This window comes from Phaeobacter gallaeciensis, assembly GCF_001678945.1.
In the GTDB taxonomy this organism is placed as follows: domain Bacteria; phylum Pseudomonadota; class Alphaproteobacteria; order Rhodobacterales; family Rhodobacteraceae; genus Phycobacter; species Phycobacter gallaeciensis_A.
Window position 1 is genome coordinate 1199315 of the sequence record NZ_CP015124.1, and the last position, 15652, is coordinate 1214966.

15 protein-coding genes are annotated in these 15652 nt (G+C 61.9%); 13 read left to right on the plus strand and 2 right to left on the minus strand.

Annotated features, from left to right (window positions below; genetic code table 11):
• Positions 1-79: 79 nt before the first annotated feature.
• The 4 genes from JL2886_RS05730 (at position 80) to JL2886_RS05745 (ending at position 3261) form a co-directional block, all read left to right on the plus strand.
• The gene (locus tag JL2886_RS05730) at positions 80-481 is read left to right on the plus strand and encodes a rhodanese-like domain-containing protein (RefSeq protein WP_065271130.1); all 402 of its coding nucleotides are present in this window, start codon (positions 80-82) and stop codon (positions 479-481) included.
• A 183-nt stretch (positions 482-664) separates the two neighbouring features.
• On the plus strand, positions 665-1066 hold the full coding sequence (locus JL2886_RS05735) for a rhodanese-like domain-containing protein (RefSeq protein WP_065271131.1): 402 nt from the start codon (positions 665-667) through the stop codon (positions 1064-1066).
• A 166-nt stretch (positions 1067-1232) separates the two neighbouring features.
• The gene (locus tag JL2886_RS05740) at positions 1233-1973 is read left to right on the plus strand and encodes an ImuA family protein (RefSeq protein WP_197492337.1); all 741 of its coding nucleotides are present in this window, start codon (positions 1233-1235) and stop codon (positions 1971-1973) included.
• 64 nt (positions 1974-2037) lie between these two features.
• The gene (locus JL2886_RS05745; RefSeq protein ID WP_065273556.1) at positions 2038-3261 is read left to right on the plus strand and encodes an MFS transporter; all 1224 of its coding nucleotides are present in this window, start codon (positions 2038-2040) and stop codon (positions 3259-3261) included.
• A gap of 61 nt (positions 3262-3322) precedes the next feature.
• On the opposite strand, the gene JL2886_RS05750 is transcribed toward JL2886_RS05745, so the two are convergent.
• Together JL2886_RS05750 and JL2886_RS05755 are read right to left on the minus strand one after the other, a co-directional pair.
• Positions 3323-5038 carry a flotillin family protein gene (locus JL2886_RS05750; RefSeq protein ID WP_065271133.1) on the minus strand — a complete coding sequence of 572 codons (1716 nt, stop codon included), beginning with the start codon at positions 5036-5038 and terminating at the stop codon, positions 3323-3325.
• 46 nt (positions 5039-5084) lie between these two features.
• Positions 5085-5843: an OB-fold-containig protein gene (locus JL2886_RS05755; protein WP_065271134.1), complete on the minus strand. Its 759-nt coding sequence runs from the start codon at positions 5841-5843 to the stop codon at positions 5085-5087.
• 256 nt (positions 5844-6099) lie between these two features.
• On the opposite strand from JL2886_RS05755, the gene metG reads away from it, so the two are divergent.
• The 9 genes from metG (at position 6100) to JL2886_RS05800 (ending at position 15559) form a co-directional block, all read left to right on the plus strand.
• Positions 6100-7818: a methionine--tRNA ligase gene (gene metG, locus JL2886_RS05760; RefSeq protein WP_082996150.1), complete on the plus strand. Its 1719-nt coding sequence runs from the start codon at positions 6100-6102 to the stop codon at positions 7816-7818.
• 521 nt (positions 7819-8339) lie between these two features.
• The gene (hemP, locus tag JL2886_RS05770; protein ID WP_065271136.1) at positions 8340-8510 is read left to right on the plus strand and encodes a hemin uptake protein HemP; all 171 of its coding nucleotides are present in this window, start codon (positions 8340-8342) and stop codon (positions 8508-8510) included.
• Positions 8511-8586: 76 nt separating this feature from the next.
• Positions 8587-9867 carry an imelysin family protein gene (locus tag JL2886_RS05775; protein ID WP_065271137.1) on the plus strand — a complete coding sequence of 427 codons (1281 nt, stop codon included), beginning with the start codon at positions 8587-8589 and terminating at the stop codon, positions 9865-9867.
• A gap of 78 nt (positions 9868-9945) precedes the next feature.
• Positions 9946-10956, plus strand: a complete 1011-nt coding sequence (locus JL2886_RS05780; protein WP_065271138.1) for a porin — start codon at positions 9946-9948, stop codon at positions 10954-10956.
• Positions 10957-11181: 225 nt separating this feature from the next.
• Entirely contained in the window at positions 11182-11475 is a 294-nt protein-coding gene (locus JL2886_RS19175) for a (2Fe-2S)-binding protein (protein ID WP_082996010.1), read from the plus strand.
• Positions 11423-11911 carry a bacterioferritin gene (bfr, locus tag JL2886_RS05785; protein WP_065271139.1) on the plus strand — a complete coding sequence of 163 codons (489 nt, stop codon included), beginning with the start codon at positions 11423-11425 and terminating at the stop codon, positions 11909-11911. Before JL2886_RS19175 ends, bfr begins: the two co-directional genes overlap by 53 nt.
• Complete coding sequence (locus tag JL2886_RS05790) at positions 11868-13430, plus strand: di-heme oxidoredictase family protein (RefSeq protein ID WP_197492338.1); 1563 nt, start codon at positions 11868-11870, stop codon at positions 13428-13430. The genes bfr and JL2886_RS05790 overlap by 44 nt, the downstream gene beginning before the upstream one ends.
• Entirely contained in the window at positions 13427-14461 is a 1035-nt protein-coding gene (locus JL2886_RS05795; RefSeq protein WP_065271140.1) for an imelysin family protein, read from the plus strand. Before JL2886_RS05790 ends, JL2886_RS05795 begins: the two co-directional genes overlap by 4 nt.
• An 18-nt stretch (positions 14462-14479) precedes the next feature.
• Positions 14480-15559: a DUF1513 domain-containing protein gene (locus JL2886_RS05800; protein WP_065271141.1), complete on the plus strand. Its 1080-nt coding sequence runs from the start codon at positions 14480-14482 to the stop codon at positions 15557-15559.
• Positions 15560-15652: the final 93 nt, after the last annotated feature.

The following is a 15652-nucleotide window of genomic DNA, read 5'->3' on the forward strand; positions in this document are numbered from 1 at the left end:
TACCGCCCGACCCGAACGAAAATCACGTAAGGACCCGGAACAAGACCCTGAAACATAACCCGAATTGAAGGAGCACCCCATGACATTTCCACTGAAGAAAAGTTACAAGGAACTCATCGCCGAAGCGGACAGCGTGGTGAAACACGTGACGCTCGATGAAGCCCAGGCGCTCCTAAGCCAGGCACGCTCCCAATTCGTGGATCTGCGCGACATTCGCGAACTTTACCGCACCGGCGTGATCCCCGGCGCGTTTTCCTGCCCGCGTGGCATGCTGGAATTCTGGATCGACAAGGAAAGCCCCTACCACAAGGAGGTCTTTGACGAAGAAAAGCTGTTTGTCTTTTACTGCGACAATGGCTGGCGATCGGCTTTGGCTGCCAAGGCTGCGTTGGAAATGGGCCTTCCCGAGGTCCGGCATCTGGAGGGCGGCTTGGACGCTTGGATGGAAAGCGGCGGCGCCTTGTGTCCGGTTAAATGGTAACGCTGGCCTACCCGCACTGAGTGAAGAGAAGGCCTGCGCCCTTCTCTGGACGCCCCGGCACCTCCGAATGCCGGGGCGTCGTCATGTCTCCCTGCGCTTTCCTGCTGCCTGTCGCATCCGAGGGTCTTGCCGAGGGTGTGAAAATAGAACAGCCTGCGGCGGATCTAATCAGGGAGAGTCTCCATGCCACAGAACATCACCAAAGGCATCAAGGCCTTGCTTGCCGAAGCCAACGCCATGGTTGACACCATGTCCGTGGAGGACGCCAAAGAGAAAGCCCAGGACGAGTCTTACGTCTTTGTCGATCTGCGCGATATTCGTGAGCTGCAGCGCTCGGGCATGATCCCCGGCGCGTTTTCCTGCCCGCGCGGCATGCTTGAATTCTGGATCGACCCGGACAGCCCCTATCACAAGCCCATCTTCAACCAGGACAAAACCTATGTGTTTTACTGCGCCAGTGCCTGGCGTTCGGCGCTGAGCGCACGCGCGGCGATGGAGATGGGCCTGTCCCCGGTCATGCATCTGGAAGGCGGATTTACCAAATGGGCCGAAGAGGGCGGCGCCGTCGTCCCCCGCGAGAGCTGACCCACCGCCAGATATCACACGCCCTGAGCGGCAAAAGGCAAGCGACACGGCCCTCCCGTGCCGCTTTCCTTTTGCCCCATTCCCCCTCCTTCATGCCTTGCCCTTTCTGCTGCACTCCCGCCAAACAATATTGAGAACAAAAAGCGAACACTGTAATCTGACAACCATGTCGATTCACCCCATCCCTCCACAGCTGCCTACCGGACTAGCCTCTGGTTCCACCTCTGGCCAACGACAGCGAAAGGCCAGCGTCATCCTGCTCGGGGATATCGCCCTGCAGCGCGGTCGAGCGCATGAAGCCTGTGGTAGCGCCCGGTACAGTTTCGCGCTTTGGCTGGCCGGGGCGATGGCCGGGCCAGTGCTGTGGATCTCTCCGCCCCGGGACGCCGCAGAACTGAACCCCGACGGCATGGTGGATTTTGCGGATCCGTCCCGGTTTCTCTGGGTGACAGCCCCCCGACCCGAAGATGTTCTCTGGACCATGGAGGAAGCCCTGCGTAGCGGCGCCACCCCGCTTGTCATCGCGGCCCTGCCCGCCCCCCCGGCCATCACCCCGGTCCGGCGCCTGCATATGGCAGCTGCGGCGGGCGGGCCTCTGGCGATGGACGGAAACGCGCCGCTGGCGCTGCTGCTGACGCCCGGCGCGGGTGGCGCCCAGGGCATCGAAAGCCGCTGGACCATGCGCCCCGCGCATCAGTACCGCAATCGTATCTGGCAGTTGGACCGGCTGCGCGCCCGCGCCCTGCCCCCGCGCAGCTGGCAGCTGACACAACGGGCTCCGGGCAGCCCTTTGACGGAAACTGTCGCCCCTGACACGTCCGCTCCCTCCCCCGGACAGGACCAAGGCCAGAGCCGAGGCACGCCCCCAATGGAAGAAGCCGGGAAGCAAATCAAAAAAGTTAGCTGAATACGACATGATCTGACGAAAAGGGCTAGCAATCCCCATGCGCATTGGCACAGTCGGCAACACCATGCGCCTGATCCTTTCCTTTGCCGCCCTGTTCCTTTCTGTCATTCTGTTGCAGCTCTCTGCTGGCGGCGTCGGACCGCTGGATGCGATCTCGGGCCTGACGCTCGGCTTTGACAAGCAGGAAATCGGTCTACTGGGGTCTGCGCATTTTCTGGGCTTTTTCATCGGCTGCTGGTGGGCCCCACGGCTGATGGGCACGGTGGGCCATTCCCGCGCATTTGCCGTCTGCACCGCCCTCGGGGCGATGGGCCTGATCGGACACACCCTCACCGAAGCGCCGCTGGCCTGGGCCGCGATGCGCATCGCATCCGGGCTGTCGGTGGCTGGTTGTTACACGGTGATCGAAGCCTGGATGAACGCCAAGGTCACCAACGAAAGCCGTGGCCGGGCCATGGGCACCTACCGGCTGGCCGACCTGATCGCCTCCCTTGCGGCGCAGATGATGATCGCGGTACTGCCACCGGCCTCTTACGTCTCCTACAACCTTCTGGCCCTGCTCTGCTGCGCCGCGCTCTTGCCGCTGACCCTGACCCGCAACAGCCAGCCCGCAACCCCAGCCGCGCCGCGCCTGCGGCCCGGGCTGGCCTGGCGCTGTTCGCCACTGGCCGTTGTCGGCGTCATCGTCGCCGCGATCGGCGCCGCCTCGTTCCGGATGGTGGGGCCTATCTACGGCACCGAAGTTGGGTTGGAGCTGAACCAGGTCGCCTTTTTCCTTGCGGCCTTCGTGCTGGGCGGCGCACTGGCGCAATACCCGGTGGGCTGGCTTGCGGACAAATATGACCGCCGCTGGGTGCTGATCTGGCTGTCGGCAGCCGCCATTATGTCTTGCGGCCTGACGATCCTCATATCGGGTCAAAGCACCGAGGCCACCATGATGATGGCAGGGCTGTTTGGCTTCACCGCCTTCCCGGTGTTCTCGGTCTCATCGGCCCATGCCAATGACTTTGCCACATCAGACGAGCGGGTCGAACTCTCTGCCGCACTGATGTTCTTTTACGCGCTCGGCGCCATCGCTGCGCCTTATGTATCCTCCGCACTGATCAGCGGCTACGGACCCAAGGCGCTGTTTGCCTTTATCGCAGTTGGCCATTTTGGGCTGATCCTGTTCGGCCTGTCGCGCATGCGCTCGCGCCCGACCCCGGACGAACGCACCAACTACGTCTACGCCCCGCGCACTTCCTTTACCATCGGACGGTTGATGAAAGGCTCGCGCGAGAAACGCTAGATCCCACGAAAAAGGGCCGGAGAAATCCGGCCCTTTCATACAATGTGTGCAACCAGGCGATCTAGGCCAGCGGCGTCTCCACCTCATCAGCCGCTTCTTCTGCCGCCGATGCCTCGGCCTCCACCGTCTCTTTGGCAGGTCCAGATGACACCCCCAAAGCGCCGCTGGTGATCCCGGCCACCCCATCCTCCATGGACAGGCCCAGTTCTTCGCCCAGCTTCTTCAGGGCAGGCATCTGAACCGCCATGCCCATGATGGAATCGAGCGCCTGATTGACGACGGGCTTGTCGCCGCCACCCGCCTGTGCGGCCACGGAGCCTGCACCGCCTGCGCCAACACCCATGCCCCCGACCTGATGGATCTTGATCGAGTCGATCTTTTCAGCAGGTTTGACCATTTCCGCCACGATGGAGGGCATCGCTTCGATCCGGGCGAGATCGACCTTGAAGCGGATCTGAGCCTCAGACAGGACATTGTCTGCCTCAACGATGGCGCGCTTACCTTCCGCCTCGGCCAGCATGTCGTTCTTCTTGGCCTCGGCGCGGATGTTGAGTGCATCGGCTTCGGCCTGCGCCTCTTCACGGCGCGCTTCGGCGCGGTCGGCGGCGGCTTCCTTCTCCGCCTGGGCAGCCAGACGAATGCCGGTGGCCTGACGTTCCGCCTCGCGCGTGGCTTCGATCAGAACGATCTGCTTCTGACGCTCGGCCTCTGCCACCTGGCGGGCGGTTGCCACCGCTTCGGTTGCCTTGGTGGCTTCGGCACGGGCCAGATCCGCCGAGGCACGGGCGCGGCTTTCCTCTTCGGATTTCTGCGCGATGATGATCTGGCGCTCTTGCTCAGCGACCTCCAACTCCCGCTCCTTGGAGATTTCGGCCTCACGGATCTTACGCTCACGCTCAATGTCGGCAGCGCGAATGGCCTCTTCCCGCGCGATCCGGGCGCGTTCGGTTTCACGCACGCTGTCCTCGGTGCGGGCAGCGATCTCGGCCTCTTGCGCCACACGCAGGGTTTCCACCTTTTGCTTTTGCTCGATCCGGGCCTGTTCCTCGTCCTGTTCGATCAACAGCTTCTGACGCTCGGCCTCCATCGCGGCGCGGCGCACGGCGACATCCGCCTCTGCATCAATCTGGGCGCGTTCTTTCTTCGAGGTCGCAATCACCTCTGCCAGCCTGCGCATCCCCACCGCGTTAAAGGCGTTGTTTTCATCCAGCGCCTCGAACGGGGTTTGGTCGAGCGCAGTCAAGGAAACGGATTCCAGCGACAGACCGTTCTTGAGCAGATCCTCGGAAACCGCATTCTGCACTTCCTGAACGAAGTCAGCGCGGTTCTCATGCAGGCCATCCATGGTCATCTGGGCGGCCACGGCGCGCAAACCATCGATCAGCTTACCCTCGATCATTTCTCGCAGCTGCTCCACATCGAAGGTCCGGCTGCCAAGGGTCTGAGCCGCACGGGCGATCCCTTCTGTGGTGGCCATTACCGAGACGTAGAATTCCACACCCACATCGACGCGCATCCGGTCCTGGGTGATCAATGCCGCCTCGCCGTCGCGCTTCACCTCAAGGCGCAGGGTCTTCATGTTAACCGGGCTAACCTCATGCAACAGGGGCACAACGATCGTGCCACCATCCATGATCACCTTTTTGCCGCCAGCCCCTGTTTTCACAAGACTGATCTCGCGGGTAGAGCGCCGGTAGAGGCGACCAATAACAAGCCCGAACAGGGCAAGAAAAATAATTACGGTAACAACAACAATCAACAGAAACTCAAACTCCATTGAGAAACCTCCCTGTGGGACAAAAGTTAGAATTTTATCGTCAAGCTTATTCGGAGACGGCAACAAGCACGTAACTCCCCCTGCGCCGATCCCGGATCACCAGAACCTCGGTGCCCTGAGCGATGGTATCGCCATCTTTCAGAGGTTCGGCGCGCAAGTAGTGGGCATTGCCATAGCCATCCATGACTCGCACCTCAGCCGGGCGCCCCCTGGCGGCGGTGCCTTGGGTGACAATACCGCGGCGGCGGCCCAGATTGCGCTCGGACAGTGCCTCGGTTTCGGTCTGCGGCAAGACGCGCGCAAAGGCAGCCCCAAAAACCCGTGCGAACCAAAAGGCAAAGGCGCCTGCTGGAATGGCTGCGCCCCAAGCCGGGGCAAGCAGCCCAAAGAGCGAGGACAGCGCCACCTGCAAGCCCATACCCGAAAGGCCAAAGCCGAGCAAAATAGCCCCAAGCCAGATCACCGTCGGCATGCGGCCCAGCCCCAGCCAGGATGCCAGGCCTGTAGGGGGCGAAACACCTGCATCTGCAGGTGCATCAGGTGCCAGTTCCAGATCCAGTTCTGCATCTGGCAGGTCCAGATCCGCAGCATCAATGCCCTCAACCCCGCCCAGTTCCGCACCATCCAGATCAAGATCGAAGTCGCCGACATCGCCCGCATCGATATCCAGATCTGCATCACTGTCAGCGCCGATCAGGCTCCCGCCCAAGAGCAAGGCCACCAATTCCAGCACCATCAAGCCGGTCAGCAGCGCAAGCGCCAATGTGAACGGGGCAAAGGCTCCGTCGAGCAGAAATTGCAGCATGTAGAAACGGACCTCACAACTCAGGATACATAAAGTATGCAGTAGTATACAATAAATATGGGCAGGGTTATTGACCGTTTCAATCCCGCACCCTGTACAACCTGAGGGTACGATGGCCGGGGACCGTTTGATACTCAAGGAAAACCTTGAACATGTTTCGACTTCTGTTGGATTTCGCGCGAATGGCAAAGGCGGGGTTTCCGCCGCCCGCGCCATGCGATAGAGGGTCAGGCAAAGCGACATGTGGATGGATGGTATGGAACGCATTCTGATTACCTCGGCGATCCCTTACATCAATGGGATCAAACATCTGGGCAACCTCGTGGGCAGCCAGCTGCCTGCCGATCTTTACGCGCGCTATCAGCGTGGCCGCGGCAACGAGGTAATGTTCCTCTGCGCCACCGACGAGCATGGCACCCCGGCTGAGCTGGCCGCTGCCAAGGCAGGCAAGCCGGTCGCGGAATACTGCGCCGAGATGCACGAGGTTCAGGCCGAAATCGCCAAGGGGTTCTGCCTCAGCTTCGATCACTTCGGGCGCTCCTCCAGCCCGCAGAACCACGCGCTGACCCAGCATTTCGCGGGCAAGCTGGCCGAGGCCGGGCTGATCCGTGAAGTGGTGGAGAAACAAGTCTATTCCAACGCCGATGGCCGTTTCCTGCCCGACCGCTATATCGAGGGCACCTGCCCCAACTGCGGGTTCGAGAAGGCGCGCGGCGATCAGTGCGAGGAATGCACCAAGCAGCTCGATCCCACCGATCTGATCAATCCGCGCTCGGCCATCTCCGGCTCCACCGATCTGGAAGTGCGCGAGACCAAGCACTTGTACCTGTGCCAGTCCGCCATGAAGGACCAACTGGACGCCTGGATCGACAGCAAGGCCGACTGGCCCGTCCTGACGACCTCCATCGCCAAGAAATGGCTGCACGATGGCGACGGCTTGCAGGACCGCGGCATTACCCGTGATCTTGACTGGGGCATCCCGGTCAAGAAGGGCGACGAAGACTGGCCCGGCATGGAAGGTAAGGTCTTCTATGTCTGGTTCGATGCCCCCATCGAATACATCGCCTGCGCCAAGGAATGGGCCGATGCCCATGGCAAAACGGACGCCGACTGGGAACGCTGGTGGCGCACCGACAAAGGCGCCGAAGATGTGAAATACGTCCAGTTCATGGGCAAGGATAACGTCCCCTTCCACACCCTGTCCTTCCCGGCGACCATTCTGGGGTCGGGTGAGCCGTGGAAGCTGGTCGATCACCTGAAGTCGTTCAACTACCTCAACTATGACGGCGGTCAGTTCTCTACCAGCCAGGGGCGCGGCGTCTTCATGGATCAGGCGCTTGAAATCCTGCCCGCCGACTACTGGCGCTGGTGGCTGCTGTCCCATGCTCCGGAAAGCAGCGATTCCGAATTCACCTGGGAGAACTTCCAGCAATCGGTGAACAAGGATCTGGCGGATGTCCTCGGCAACTTCGTCTCCCGTATCACCAAATTCTGCCGTTCCAAGTTCGGCGAAGAGGTTCCGGCGGGCGGCGAATACGGTGAACAGGAAACGGCGCTGATCGAAGAGCTGACTACCCGCCTGCGCGCCTATGAGCAGCAGATGGGCGCGATGGAGGTGCGCAAATCGGCGCAGGAGCTGCGCGCGATCTGGGTTGCGGGCAACGAATACCTGCAATCGGCCGCGCCCTGGTCGGTGTTCAAGGAAGACCCCGAGCGCGCCGCTGCGCAGGTGCGTCTCGGCCTCAACCTGATCCGCTTCTATGCCGTGCTCAGCGCACCCTTCATCCCGCAGGCCAGCGCCAAGCTGATGGAAGCGCTGAATAGCTCGGACATGGGCTGGCCCACCGATGTTGCTGCGGCCCTTTCGGCCCTGCCCGCCGGGCACGGCTTCACCGTGCCGGAGGTTCTGTTCGCGAAGATCGCAGACGAGCAGCGCGAAGACTGGCAGGAACGGTTCTCGGGCACCCGCGACTAAGCAACGCCCAATCTATCAAATTTCAAAGGCCGCCAAATTGGCGGCCTTTTTATTGTGTCTGCTGCCACCTGAGCGACTCGGCCTAAGTTTAGCAAACATCAGACCGCGCGGCGCCATATTGCAGCCGGGCGGCAGACACGTGATAGCAACAGACCGCACAAAAACTGCGCCTTTCCCTGGATTTTAGAAACAATCCACACCAAGGCGAGCCGCCCGGCGCAAATTTCCGAGTAAAAAAGTCGGATTGACAAAGGTGAGTAAATAAATCAGGTATAACGCAATCCAGCCAACCTGATCTGTCAGGCCAGCCCGAACGAACCGAGACAACCACATTGCGTCATCATGTCGAACATCGCTCCTGGCCCCGCGCCCACCGCATCCGAACCTGACGATCAGGACAGCCTGTCCCAGATCTGGCTCGAAGTATTTGCGCGCTTGGGCAGCCTTTCGGGGTTCTGCCTGGAATGGCTGCTGGACCGGGCCGAATTTGACAGGGCGGATTTCAGAAATGGGCACTCATCATGAACCAGATTACATCTGAACCCGTGGCCACCACCGCCACGACGGAAGCATTCCCCACGTATCACGCCGAAGACCTGACGCGCGGCGGCATTCAGGCACGCATTCTGCTGAACGGCCAGATCTACAGCCTGCGCATCACCCGCGCCGGGAAGCTGATCCTCACGAAATAACCTCAGAGGCTCGCCACAGCCTACGCACGACCTGCGCCCCTCAATCTTCCGATCCAACCAAGCAAGGATAACCCCGATGAAATCGCTGTTTCTCACCGGAACCGCTCTCACAGCCCTCGCCATGGGCGGCTCTGCCGCAATGGCCGCACCAGTGGCCCCCGAAAAAGGCGCCGTTCTGACCACCTATGCCAATATCGCCCAGGCGACCTATCAGGACAGCCTGACCACCGCCCAGCGGCTGAAGGCGGCTGTTGATGCGCTGGTGGCGGAGCCCTCGGCCGAAGCTCTACAAGCCGCCCGCACCGCCTGGCTGGCCGCACGCGTGCCTTACCAGCAATCCGAAGCCTTCCGATTCGGCAATGCCATCGTCGACGACTGGGAAGGCAAGGTGAACGCCTGGCCGCTAGATGAAGGGCTGATCGACTACGTGGATGCCTCCTATGGCGGCCCTTCAGATGAGAACGCACTGGCCGCGCTGAACGTGATCGCGAATCCCGCATTTGAGCTGTCAGGCCAGACCATCGACACCAGCGACATCACCCCGGCACTGCTGGAAGACACCCTGCACGAGGCAGACGGCGTCGAGGCCAACGTGGCAACCGGCTATCACGCCATCGAATTCCTGCTTTGGGGCCAGGATCTGAATGGCACCGATCATGGCGCGGGCAACCGCCCATGGACCGATTACGCCAAGGGTGAGGCCTGCACCGGCGGCAACTGTGACCGGCGCGGCGCCTACCTGCAGGCCGCAACCGAACTGTTGGTCTCCGATCTGGACTGGATGGCCGCACAATGGGCCGAGGGTGGCGCCGCCCGCGCCGAATTGATGGCCGATGAAGGCGCAGGCATCGTCGCAATGCTGACCGGCATGGGATCGCTCTCCTACGGTGAACAGGCCGGTGAGCGGATGCGCCTTGGCCTGATGCTGAACGACCCCGAGGAAGAGCACGACTGCTTTTCCGACAACACCCACAACAGCCACTATTACGATGGGCTTGGCATTCAGAACGTCTATCTGGGCGAATACGTGCGGGTGAACGGTGAGCTCGTCTCCGGCGCCTCGCTCTCGGATCTTGTTGCCTCAGCCGATGCCGATCTGGACGCGGAACTGCGCGGCAAGCTGGCCGACACCATGCAGGCGCTTGGTCGGATCAAGACCGCAGCCGAGGCCGGTTTCTCCTATGACCAGATGCTGGAACAGGGCAATGCCGCAGGCGAAGCGCTGGTGATGGGCGGTGTGAACGGTCTGATCGACCAGACCCGTTCGATCGAACGCGCGGTTGCAACGTTGCAACTGACCGACGTCGAATTCGAAGGCTCCGACTCGCTCGACAATCCGGGCGCCGTCTTCCAATAACTCAAAAAATCTCCGGGCGGCCCAGCCGACAACCGCAGCCAGATACGCCGCCCGGTATCCAAATATCAGGACAGTACTATGAACAAGACTCTGGCTGCGGCGCTGGCTTTCGGCGCCCCTTTCGTGTTTTCCGCAACGGCGGCACAGGCCGAATTCACCTGGGAAGGTGAAATCGAAATCGGCAACGAGCAGATCATCTCTTCGGACGTGGCCGCGAACGAAATCCGCGACACCTACGCGACCATCACAGCCACCGGCACCTATACCTTCGACAATGGCGTTTCGCTGTTCTCGACCCTCACCGCCGAAAGCGTGACTGACGCCACTGCCGACCGCAGCTTTGACGACATCGGCCTCTACATCGAAGAGATCGGCCTCAGCTTTGGCACCGGCGAAGCAACCACCGTCTCCATTGGTAAACTCCACCCCGTGTTCGGCACCGCATGGGACGATGCAGCGGGTTTCTTTGGCGGCACCCTGGCCGAAGATTATGAACTCGCCGAACAGATCGGTGTCCTGGCTGATGTAGAGCTCAATGGCGCGGGCACCCTGTCCTTTGGCGTCTTCTATGCGGATGACACCGGTCTCAGCCGTTCGGCCTGGTTCGACCGGGGCCGTAATACCGCCGCTGCGGGCGGCGCAGGCAACACCGGCGAGCTGGACAACTTTGCCATCCAATGGGCGCATAGCGTCGGCGCAACCCGGTTCCATATTGGCGCCCGCCATCTGAGCGCAAGCGCTGGCGATGTGGATGACGAACAAGGCTTCGTCGCCGGCATCGGCCATTCCTTTGCAGACGGGTTTGATGTCTTCGCAGAGGTTGCCTCCTTCTCCAACTTTGGCGGCGGCGCGGATGACGCCACCTATGCCACGCTGAACGCGGCCTATGGTATTGGCCAATGGACCCTGTCCGGCACCCTAGCCCACCGTGATCTGGACAGCGCAGGCGACACCGATCTGATCTCGGTTGGCGCGGATTACGAATTCCAGAACGGCATGACCCTGTCCGGAGCTCTGGCCCAGGTCGAAGACACCGGCGTTGCCGACACGACGCTGGGTGTGAGCCTGATCATTCCGCTTGGCGGCTGAACGATCCCTCGGTTTTGACTGCTTTTCGCAACAGAACCCGACTGGGCCGCAGTTTCTGCGGCCCTTTTTCATGCGCCCTGCTGCCCCCATTGGACCAGCGACACTGTGCCAAGGACTATCTCCGATAAAAATAGTCAGCATTACCCCTTGCCACCTGACTATTTTTGTCAGATACCTGATGTCAGGAATCGAGATCCCCTTTGCCACCTCCAAGGGAGCCAGGCCATGATCGTCTGCCACTGCACACAGATCACCGATCACGACATTCACGCCGCCATCGACTGGATGCGCGCCGCAGATCCCCGGACGATCATCACCCCCGGCAAAATCTACCATGCGCTTGGCAAAGCCGCTGATTGTGGCGGATGCATGCCGCTCTTCCTCGACACGATGCGCGGCAATGCTAAGGTAAGTGTACCTGCGCAGTTGCAGAACCTACGCAAGCCACTCGGACAGGAGAACAGCCATGAAGGGCGACCCAATCGTCATCGACTACCTCAACAAGGCCTTGCGCCATGAACTGACCGCTGTCAGCCAGTACTGGCTTCACTTCCGCATGCAGGAAGACTGGGGGCTGGGCAGCATGGCCAAGAAAAGCCGCGAGGAAAGCATCGAAGAGATGCAGCACGCGGACAAGTTGATCGAACGGATCCTGTTCCTTGGCGGCCATCCCAACCTGCAGAAACTGGACCCCCTTCGCATTGGCCAGAACCCCAAGGAAACGCTGGAATGCGATCTTGCGGCCGAAATCAGCGCCCGCGCGCTCTACAAGGAAGCCCGCGAAGCCTGCGACACCGCAGGCGATTACGTAACCATGAAGCTGTTCGAAGCCTTGATGGCCGATGAAGAGGGCCATATCGACTTTCTTGAGACACAGCTGGACCTGCACGAGCGGATCGGTGCCGAAAACTATGCACAACTCAACGCCACCAAGATGGAAGAGGCTGAAGAGTAACCTCCTATTGGCTGCGGCGCTTGTCGCAGCCAACGCCGGACAGGCGCTGGATCTGACCAGCCTGCCCCTTGGCGATCCGCATCTGGATGTGATCCCCCGCACCACCGAGGACAGCCAGCGGATCCGCGCCGTGACGGCCCCTGCCACGGATTTTTCGGCTCCCGAAGCCTATGAAACCCATCCTGCTGGCGCGACGACAACACGCGCCCGCAGCGACGATGAGGCGTTTTCCCAGCACTCCGCCAACCTGTCTTTCGAGCAGGAGCTGGAATTCAAGCTGGGCAACGGGCTGTTTAAGAAGATCTGGGTGTTCTCGCCCTCCTCCACCCGCGCCTCTGACGGGCTTGGCCCCCTTTACAACGCCCGTTCCTGCCAGCGCTGCCATCTGAAGGACGGGCGCGGCCATGTGCCTGCGGGGCCGGATTACCGCTCTGCCGCTATGTTTCTGCGCGTCTCAGTTCCCGGTCCGGTGCCCGAGCAGGTTCAGGCAATCAAGGATTATATCGGCACGGCCCCCGACCCCACCTATGGGCAGCAGCTTCAGGATTTCTCGGCCCCAGGCATTTCCCCGGAATACCGGCTTGGCATCCGATATGAAGAAGAGACCGTCGATCTGAATGGTGGCGAAACCGCCACCCTGCGCAGACCGATCTACAGCGCCGAGGATCTGGGCTACGGCCCGCTGCACACCAACGCCATGCTGTCCCCCCGCGTGGCGCCGCCGATGATTGGCCTTGGCCTGCTTGAGGCGATCCCCACCGCCGATATCCTTGCCGCTGCCGATCCGGACGACGCCGACGGAGATGGCATTTCCGGTCGGGCCAATCTGGTCTGGTCCGAAGAGTTTCAGCAGATCATGCTGGGCCGCTTTGGCCTCAAGGCGGGCATGCCAACAGTGCACGAACAATCCGCTGCCGCCTTTTCCGGCGATATCGGCATTTCCACGCCGCTGTTTCCCGCCCCTTGGGGGGAATGCACCACGAGCCAAACAAAATGCCGCGCAGCCCCGCACGGAAATGATGACGCCCGCGGCACCGAGATCGATCAACCGAACATGGATCTGGTCACTTTCTACGCCCGCAATCTGGCCGTACCCGCCCGCCGCGACCTGGACGATGCGCAAGTGCTGCGCGGCAAGGAACTGTTCTACAACAGCGGCTGTGCCACCTGCCACCGACCCAAATTCGTGACCCATCGTCTGAAAAGTCGCCCCGAGCACAGTTTCCAGCTGATCTGGCCTTACAGCGACGTGCTGCTGCATGACATGGGCGAAGGCCTTGCCGATCACCGCCCCGAAGCCCGCGCCACCGGGCGGGAATGGCGCACCGCGCCGCTCTGGGGGATTGGCCTGACGCAGCAGGTATCGCCGCGCGCCACCTACCTGCATGATGGTCGCGCCCGCAGCCTGCTAGAGGCGATCCTGTGGCATGGCGGCGAGGCGCAAGATGCCCGCAACACCGTGGTCTACCTGTCACCCGAGGACCGCGCCGATCTTATCCGTTTTCTGGAGAGTCTATGACACGCCCCTCACTGTCCCGCCTGCTGGCACCCGCCCTTGCCCTCAGCCTTGCCCTGCCGCTCACCCTGACACCCGCCACCGCACAAGCCGGTGTGGTCGAGGAGGCTCTGGAACAGCATATCCTGCCGGGTTTCGAAACACTGGCGCAGGAGGCCCAGCAACTGAGCGCGACAGCCGCTAAGGTCTGCGACCCCGGGTCGGTCCAGTTGCAGCAGGCCTACGGCGAAGCCTTTGATGCCTGGGTCGCGGTCAGCCACCTGCGGTTCGGGCCGACCGAAAGGGATAACCGCGCCTTTGCGCTCGCCTTCTGGCCGGACAGCCGGGGCAAAACGCCAAAGGCGCTGCGGGCGCTGATCACTGCCGAGGATCCGATTGCCAAGGATGCGGCGGCCTATACCAGCGTATCGATTGCAGCGCGCGGCTTCTATGCGCTGGAATTCCTCCTTTACGACAAGGACATGCAGCAGCAGGGCAGCGCCGACTACCGCTGCCAGCTGACCCGCGCCATTGCAGAAGATATCGCCACCACAGCCGATGTGATCTGGACGGACTGGCGCGACAGCTATGCCGACAAGATCCGCCACCCCGGTGATCGCTATCGCTCAGAGGCCGAGGTCAAACAGGAACTGTTCAAGGCGCTGAATACCGGCCTGCAGATCCTGATCGACATGCGGCTGGGGCGGCCGCTGGGCACCTACGACAGGCCGCGCCCGAAACGCGCTGAGGCCTATCGGTCGGGCCGTTCCCAGCACCACGTGATCCTGGCGCTGGAGGCGCTGGCACCGCTGGCCCGCATCCTCAGCGACGGGGATGCCGACCTTACCGCAAAACTGGATGGGGCCTTTGACACTGCGATCAAACACGCCAAGCGCCTCGACGATCCGACCTTTGCAGGCGTTGCAGAGCCGGGCACGCGGCTGCGGATCGAGGCGGTGCAGCAGGACATCCGGAAGCTGCGCGAAACCATCGGTGAGGATCTCGGTCCCGCGCTTGGCGTCGAGGCCGGTTTCAACGCCCTGGACGGCGATTAACAGAAAGGACCCAAAGACATGCCCTCAAGACGTGGATTTCTGGCCGGGCTTCTGGCGGCAGGGATGGCCCCGGCGGCCAGCTGGGCCGATCTGGGCTCGCCCGCCTATCTGTCCGCAGGCAAGGCCGCCGATGGCAGCTTTTTCCTGGCGGGCCTTTCGGACCTTGGCACCCTCTTGTTCAGCCACCCCCTGCCCGGCCGCGGCCATGCTGCCACCGCCCACCCCACGCGGCCCATCGCGGTGGCCTTTGCCCGCCGCCCCGGCCGGTTTGCCGATGTGATTGACTGCCGCACCGGCGCGCAACTGGCCCGGCTGGGGCCTCCGGCAGGTCATCACTTTTACGGACACGGCGTCTTCACACCCGATGGCAGCCTGCTGCTGACCACCGAAAACCACTTCGAGGCCGGGCGCGGCATCATTGGTGTCTGGGATGGCACCGCCCCCTACCGCCGCATCGGCAGCTTTGCCTCGGGCGGGATCGGCCCGCATGACATGATGCTGCGCGCAGATGGTACGGGGCTGGTCGTCGCAAATGGCGGCATCGACACCCATCCCGACAGTGGCCGGGCCAAGCTGAACATCCCCACCATGCGACCCAACCTCAGCTATCTGGATTTCGACGGCCAGGTGACCGAACAGGTCGAGCTGGACGCCCAGCTGCACAAGAACTCGATCCGCCATCTCGCGATGCAGACGGATGGCACCGTTGCCTTTGCCATGCAATGGCAGGGCGATCTGGGTGCAGATGTGCCGATCGTCGGGCTGCACAAGCCCGGCAGTGCACCACGGCTGATGGCCGCCGATGACCCGCGCCTGCGCAACCTCAATGGATATGGCGGCTCCATTGCCTTTTCCACTGATGGTCAGCAAGTGGCTGTCACCTCGCCCCGCGGCGGCGTGGTGCAGGTCATGGACACCACAAGCGGCGCGCTCACCACGGAACATCATCTGCCCGATGTCTGCGGCCTGTCCCAATCGGCAGATGGGTTCATCGCAAGTTCAGGCAGCGGTGAGATCGTCGAGATCGCCAAGGGTCGCCTGTCGGTCCTGAACCAGGCCGAGCTGCGCTGGGACAACCACCTGATCCCTGTCATCTGACACTCCCCTGACATCTGAAACAACTCCCCCCGGTCCCGCATATCGCCGGGGCGGGCGAGATGAAGCCTGCGCGACAAGTGGATTTTTGTTCTC

What these genes read in the sequence shown, in the direction of transcription:
- JL2886_RS05730 (WP_065271130.1), top strand. Translation starts at nt 80, where the DNA reads ATGACATTTCCACTGAAGAAAAGTTACAAGGAACTCATCGCCGAAGCG.
- JL2886_RS05735 (WP_065271131.1), top strand. Translation starts at nt 665, where the DNA reads ATGCCACAGAACATCACCAAAGGCATCAAGGCCTTGCTTGCCGAAGCC.
- JL2886_RS05740 (WP_197492337.1), top strand. Translation starts at nt 1,233, where the DNA reads ATGTCGATTCACCCCATCCCTCCACAGCTGCCTACCGGACTAGCCTCT.
- JL2886_RS05745 (WP_065273556.1), top strand. Translation starts at nt 2,038, where the DNA reads ATGCGCCTGATCCTTTCCTTTGCCGCCCTGTTCCTTTCTGTCATTCTG.
- JL2886_RS05750 (WP_065271133.1), bottom strand. Translation starts at nt 5,038, where the DNA reads ATGGAGTTTGAGTTTCTGTTGATTGTTGTTGTTACCGTAATTATTTTT.
- JL2886_RS05755 (WP_065271134.1), bottom strand. Translation starts at nt 5,843, where the DNA reads ATGCTGCAATTTCTGCTCGACGGAGCCTTTGCCCCGTTCACATTGGCG.
- metG (WP_082996150.1), top strand. Translation starts at nt 6,100, where the DNA reads ATGGAACGCATTCTGATTACCTCGGCGATCCCTTACATCAATGGGATC.
- hemP (WP_065271136.1), top strand. Translation starts at nt 8,340, where the DNA reads ATGAACCAGATTACATCTGAACCCGTGGCCACCACCGCCACGACGGAA.
- JL2886_RS05775 (WP_065271137.1), top strand. Translation starts at nt 8,587, where the DNA reads ATGAAATCGCTGTTTCTCACCGGAACCGCTCTCACAGCCCTCGCCATG.
- JL2886_RS05780 (WP_065271138.1), top strand. Translation starts at nt 9,946, where the DNA reads ATGAACAAGACTCTGGCTGCGGCGCTGGCTTTCGGCGCCCCTTTCGTG.
- JL2886_RS19175 (WP_082996010.1), top strand. Translation starts at nt 11,182, where the DNA reads ATGATCGTCTGCCACTGCACACAGATCACCGATCACGACATTCACGCC.
- bfr (WP_065271139.1), top strand. Translation starts at nt 11,423, where the DNA reads ATGAAGGGCGACCCAATCGTCATCGACTACCTCAACAAGGCCTTGCGC.
- JL2886_RS05790 (WP_197492338.1), top strand. Translation starts at nt 11,868, where the DNA reads ATGCACAACTCAACGCCACCAAGATGGAAGAGGCTGAAGAGTAACCTC.
- JL2886_RS05795 (WP_065271140.1), top strand. Translation starts at nt 13,427, where the DNA reads ATGACACGCCCCTCACTGTCCCGCCTGCTGGCACCCGCCCTTGCCCTC.
- JL2886_RS05800 (WP_065271141.1), top strand. Translation starts at nt 14,480, where the DNA reads ATGCCCTCAAGACGTGGATTTCTGGCCGGGCTTCTGGCGGCAGGGATG.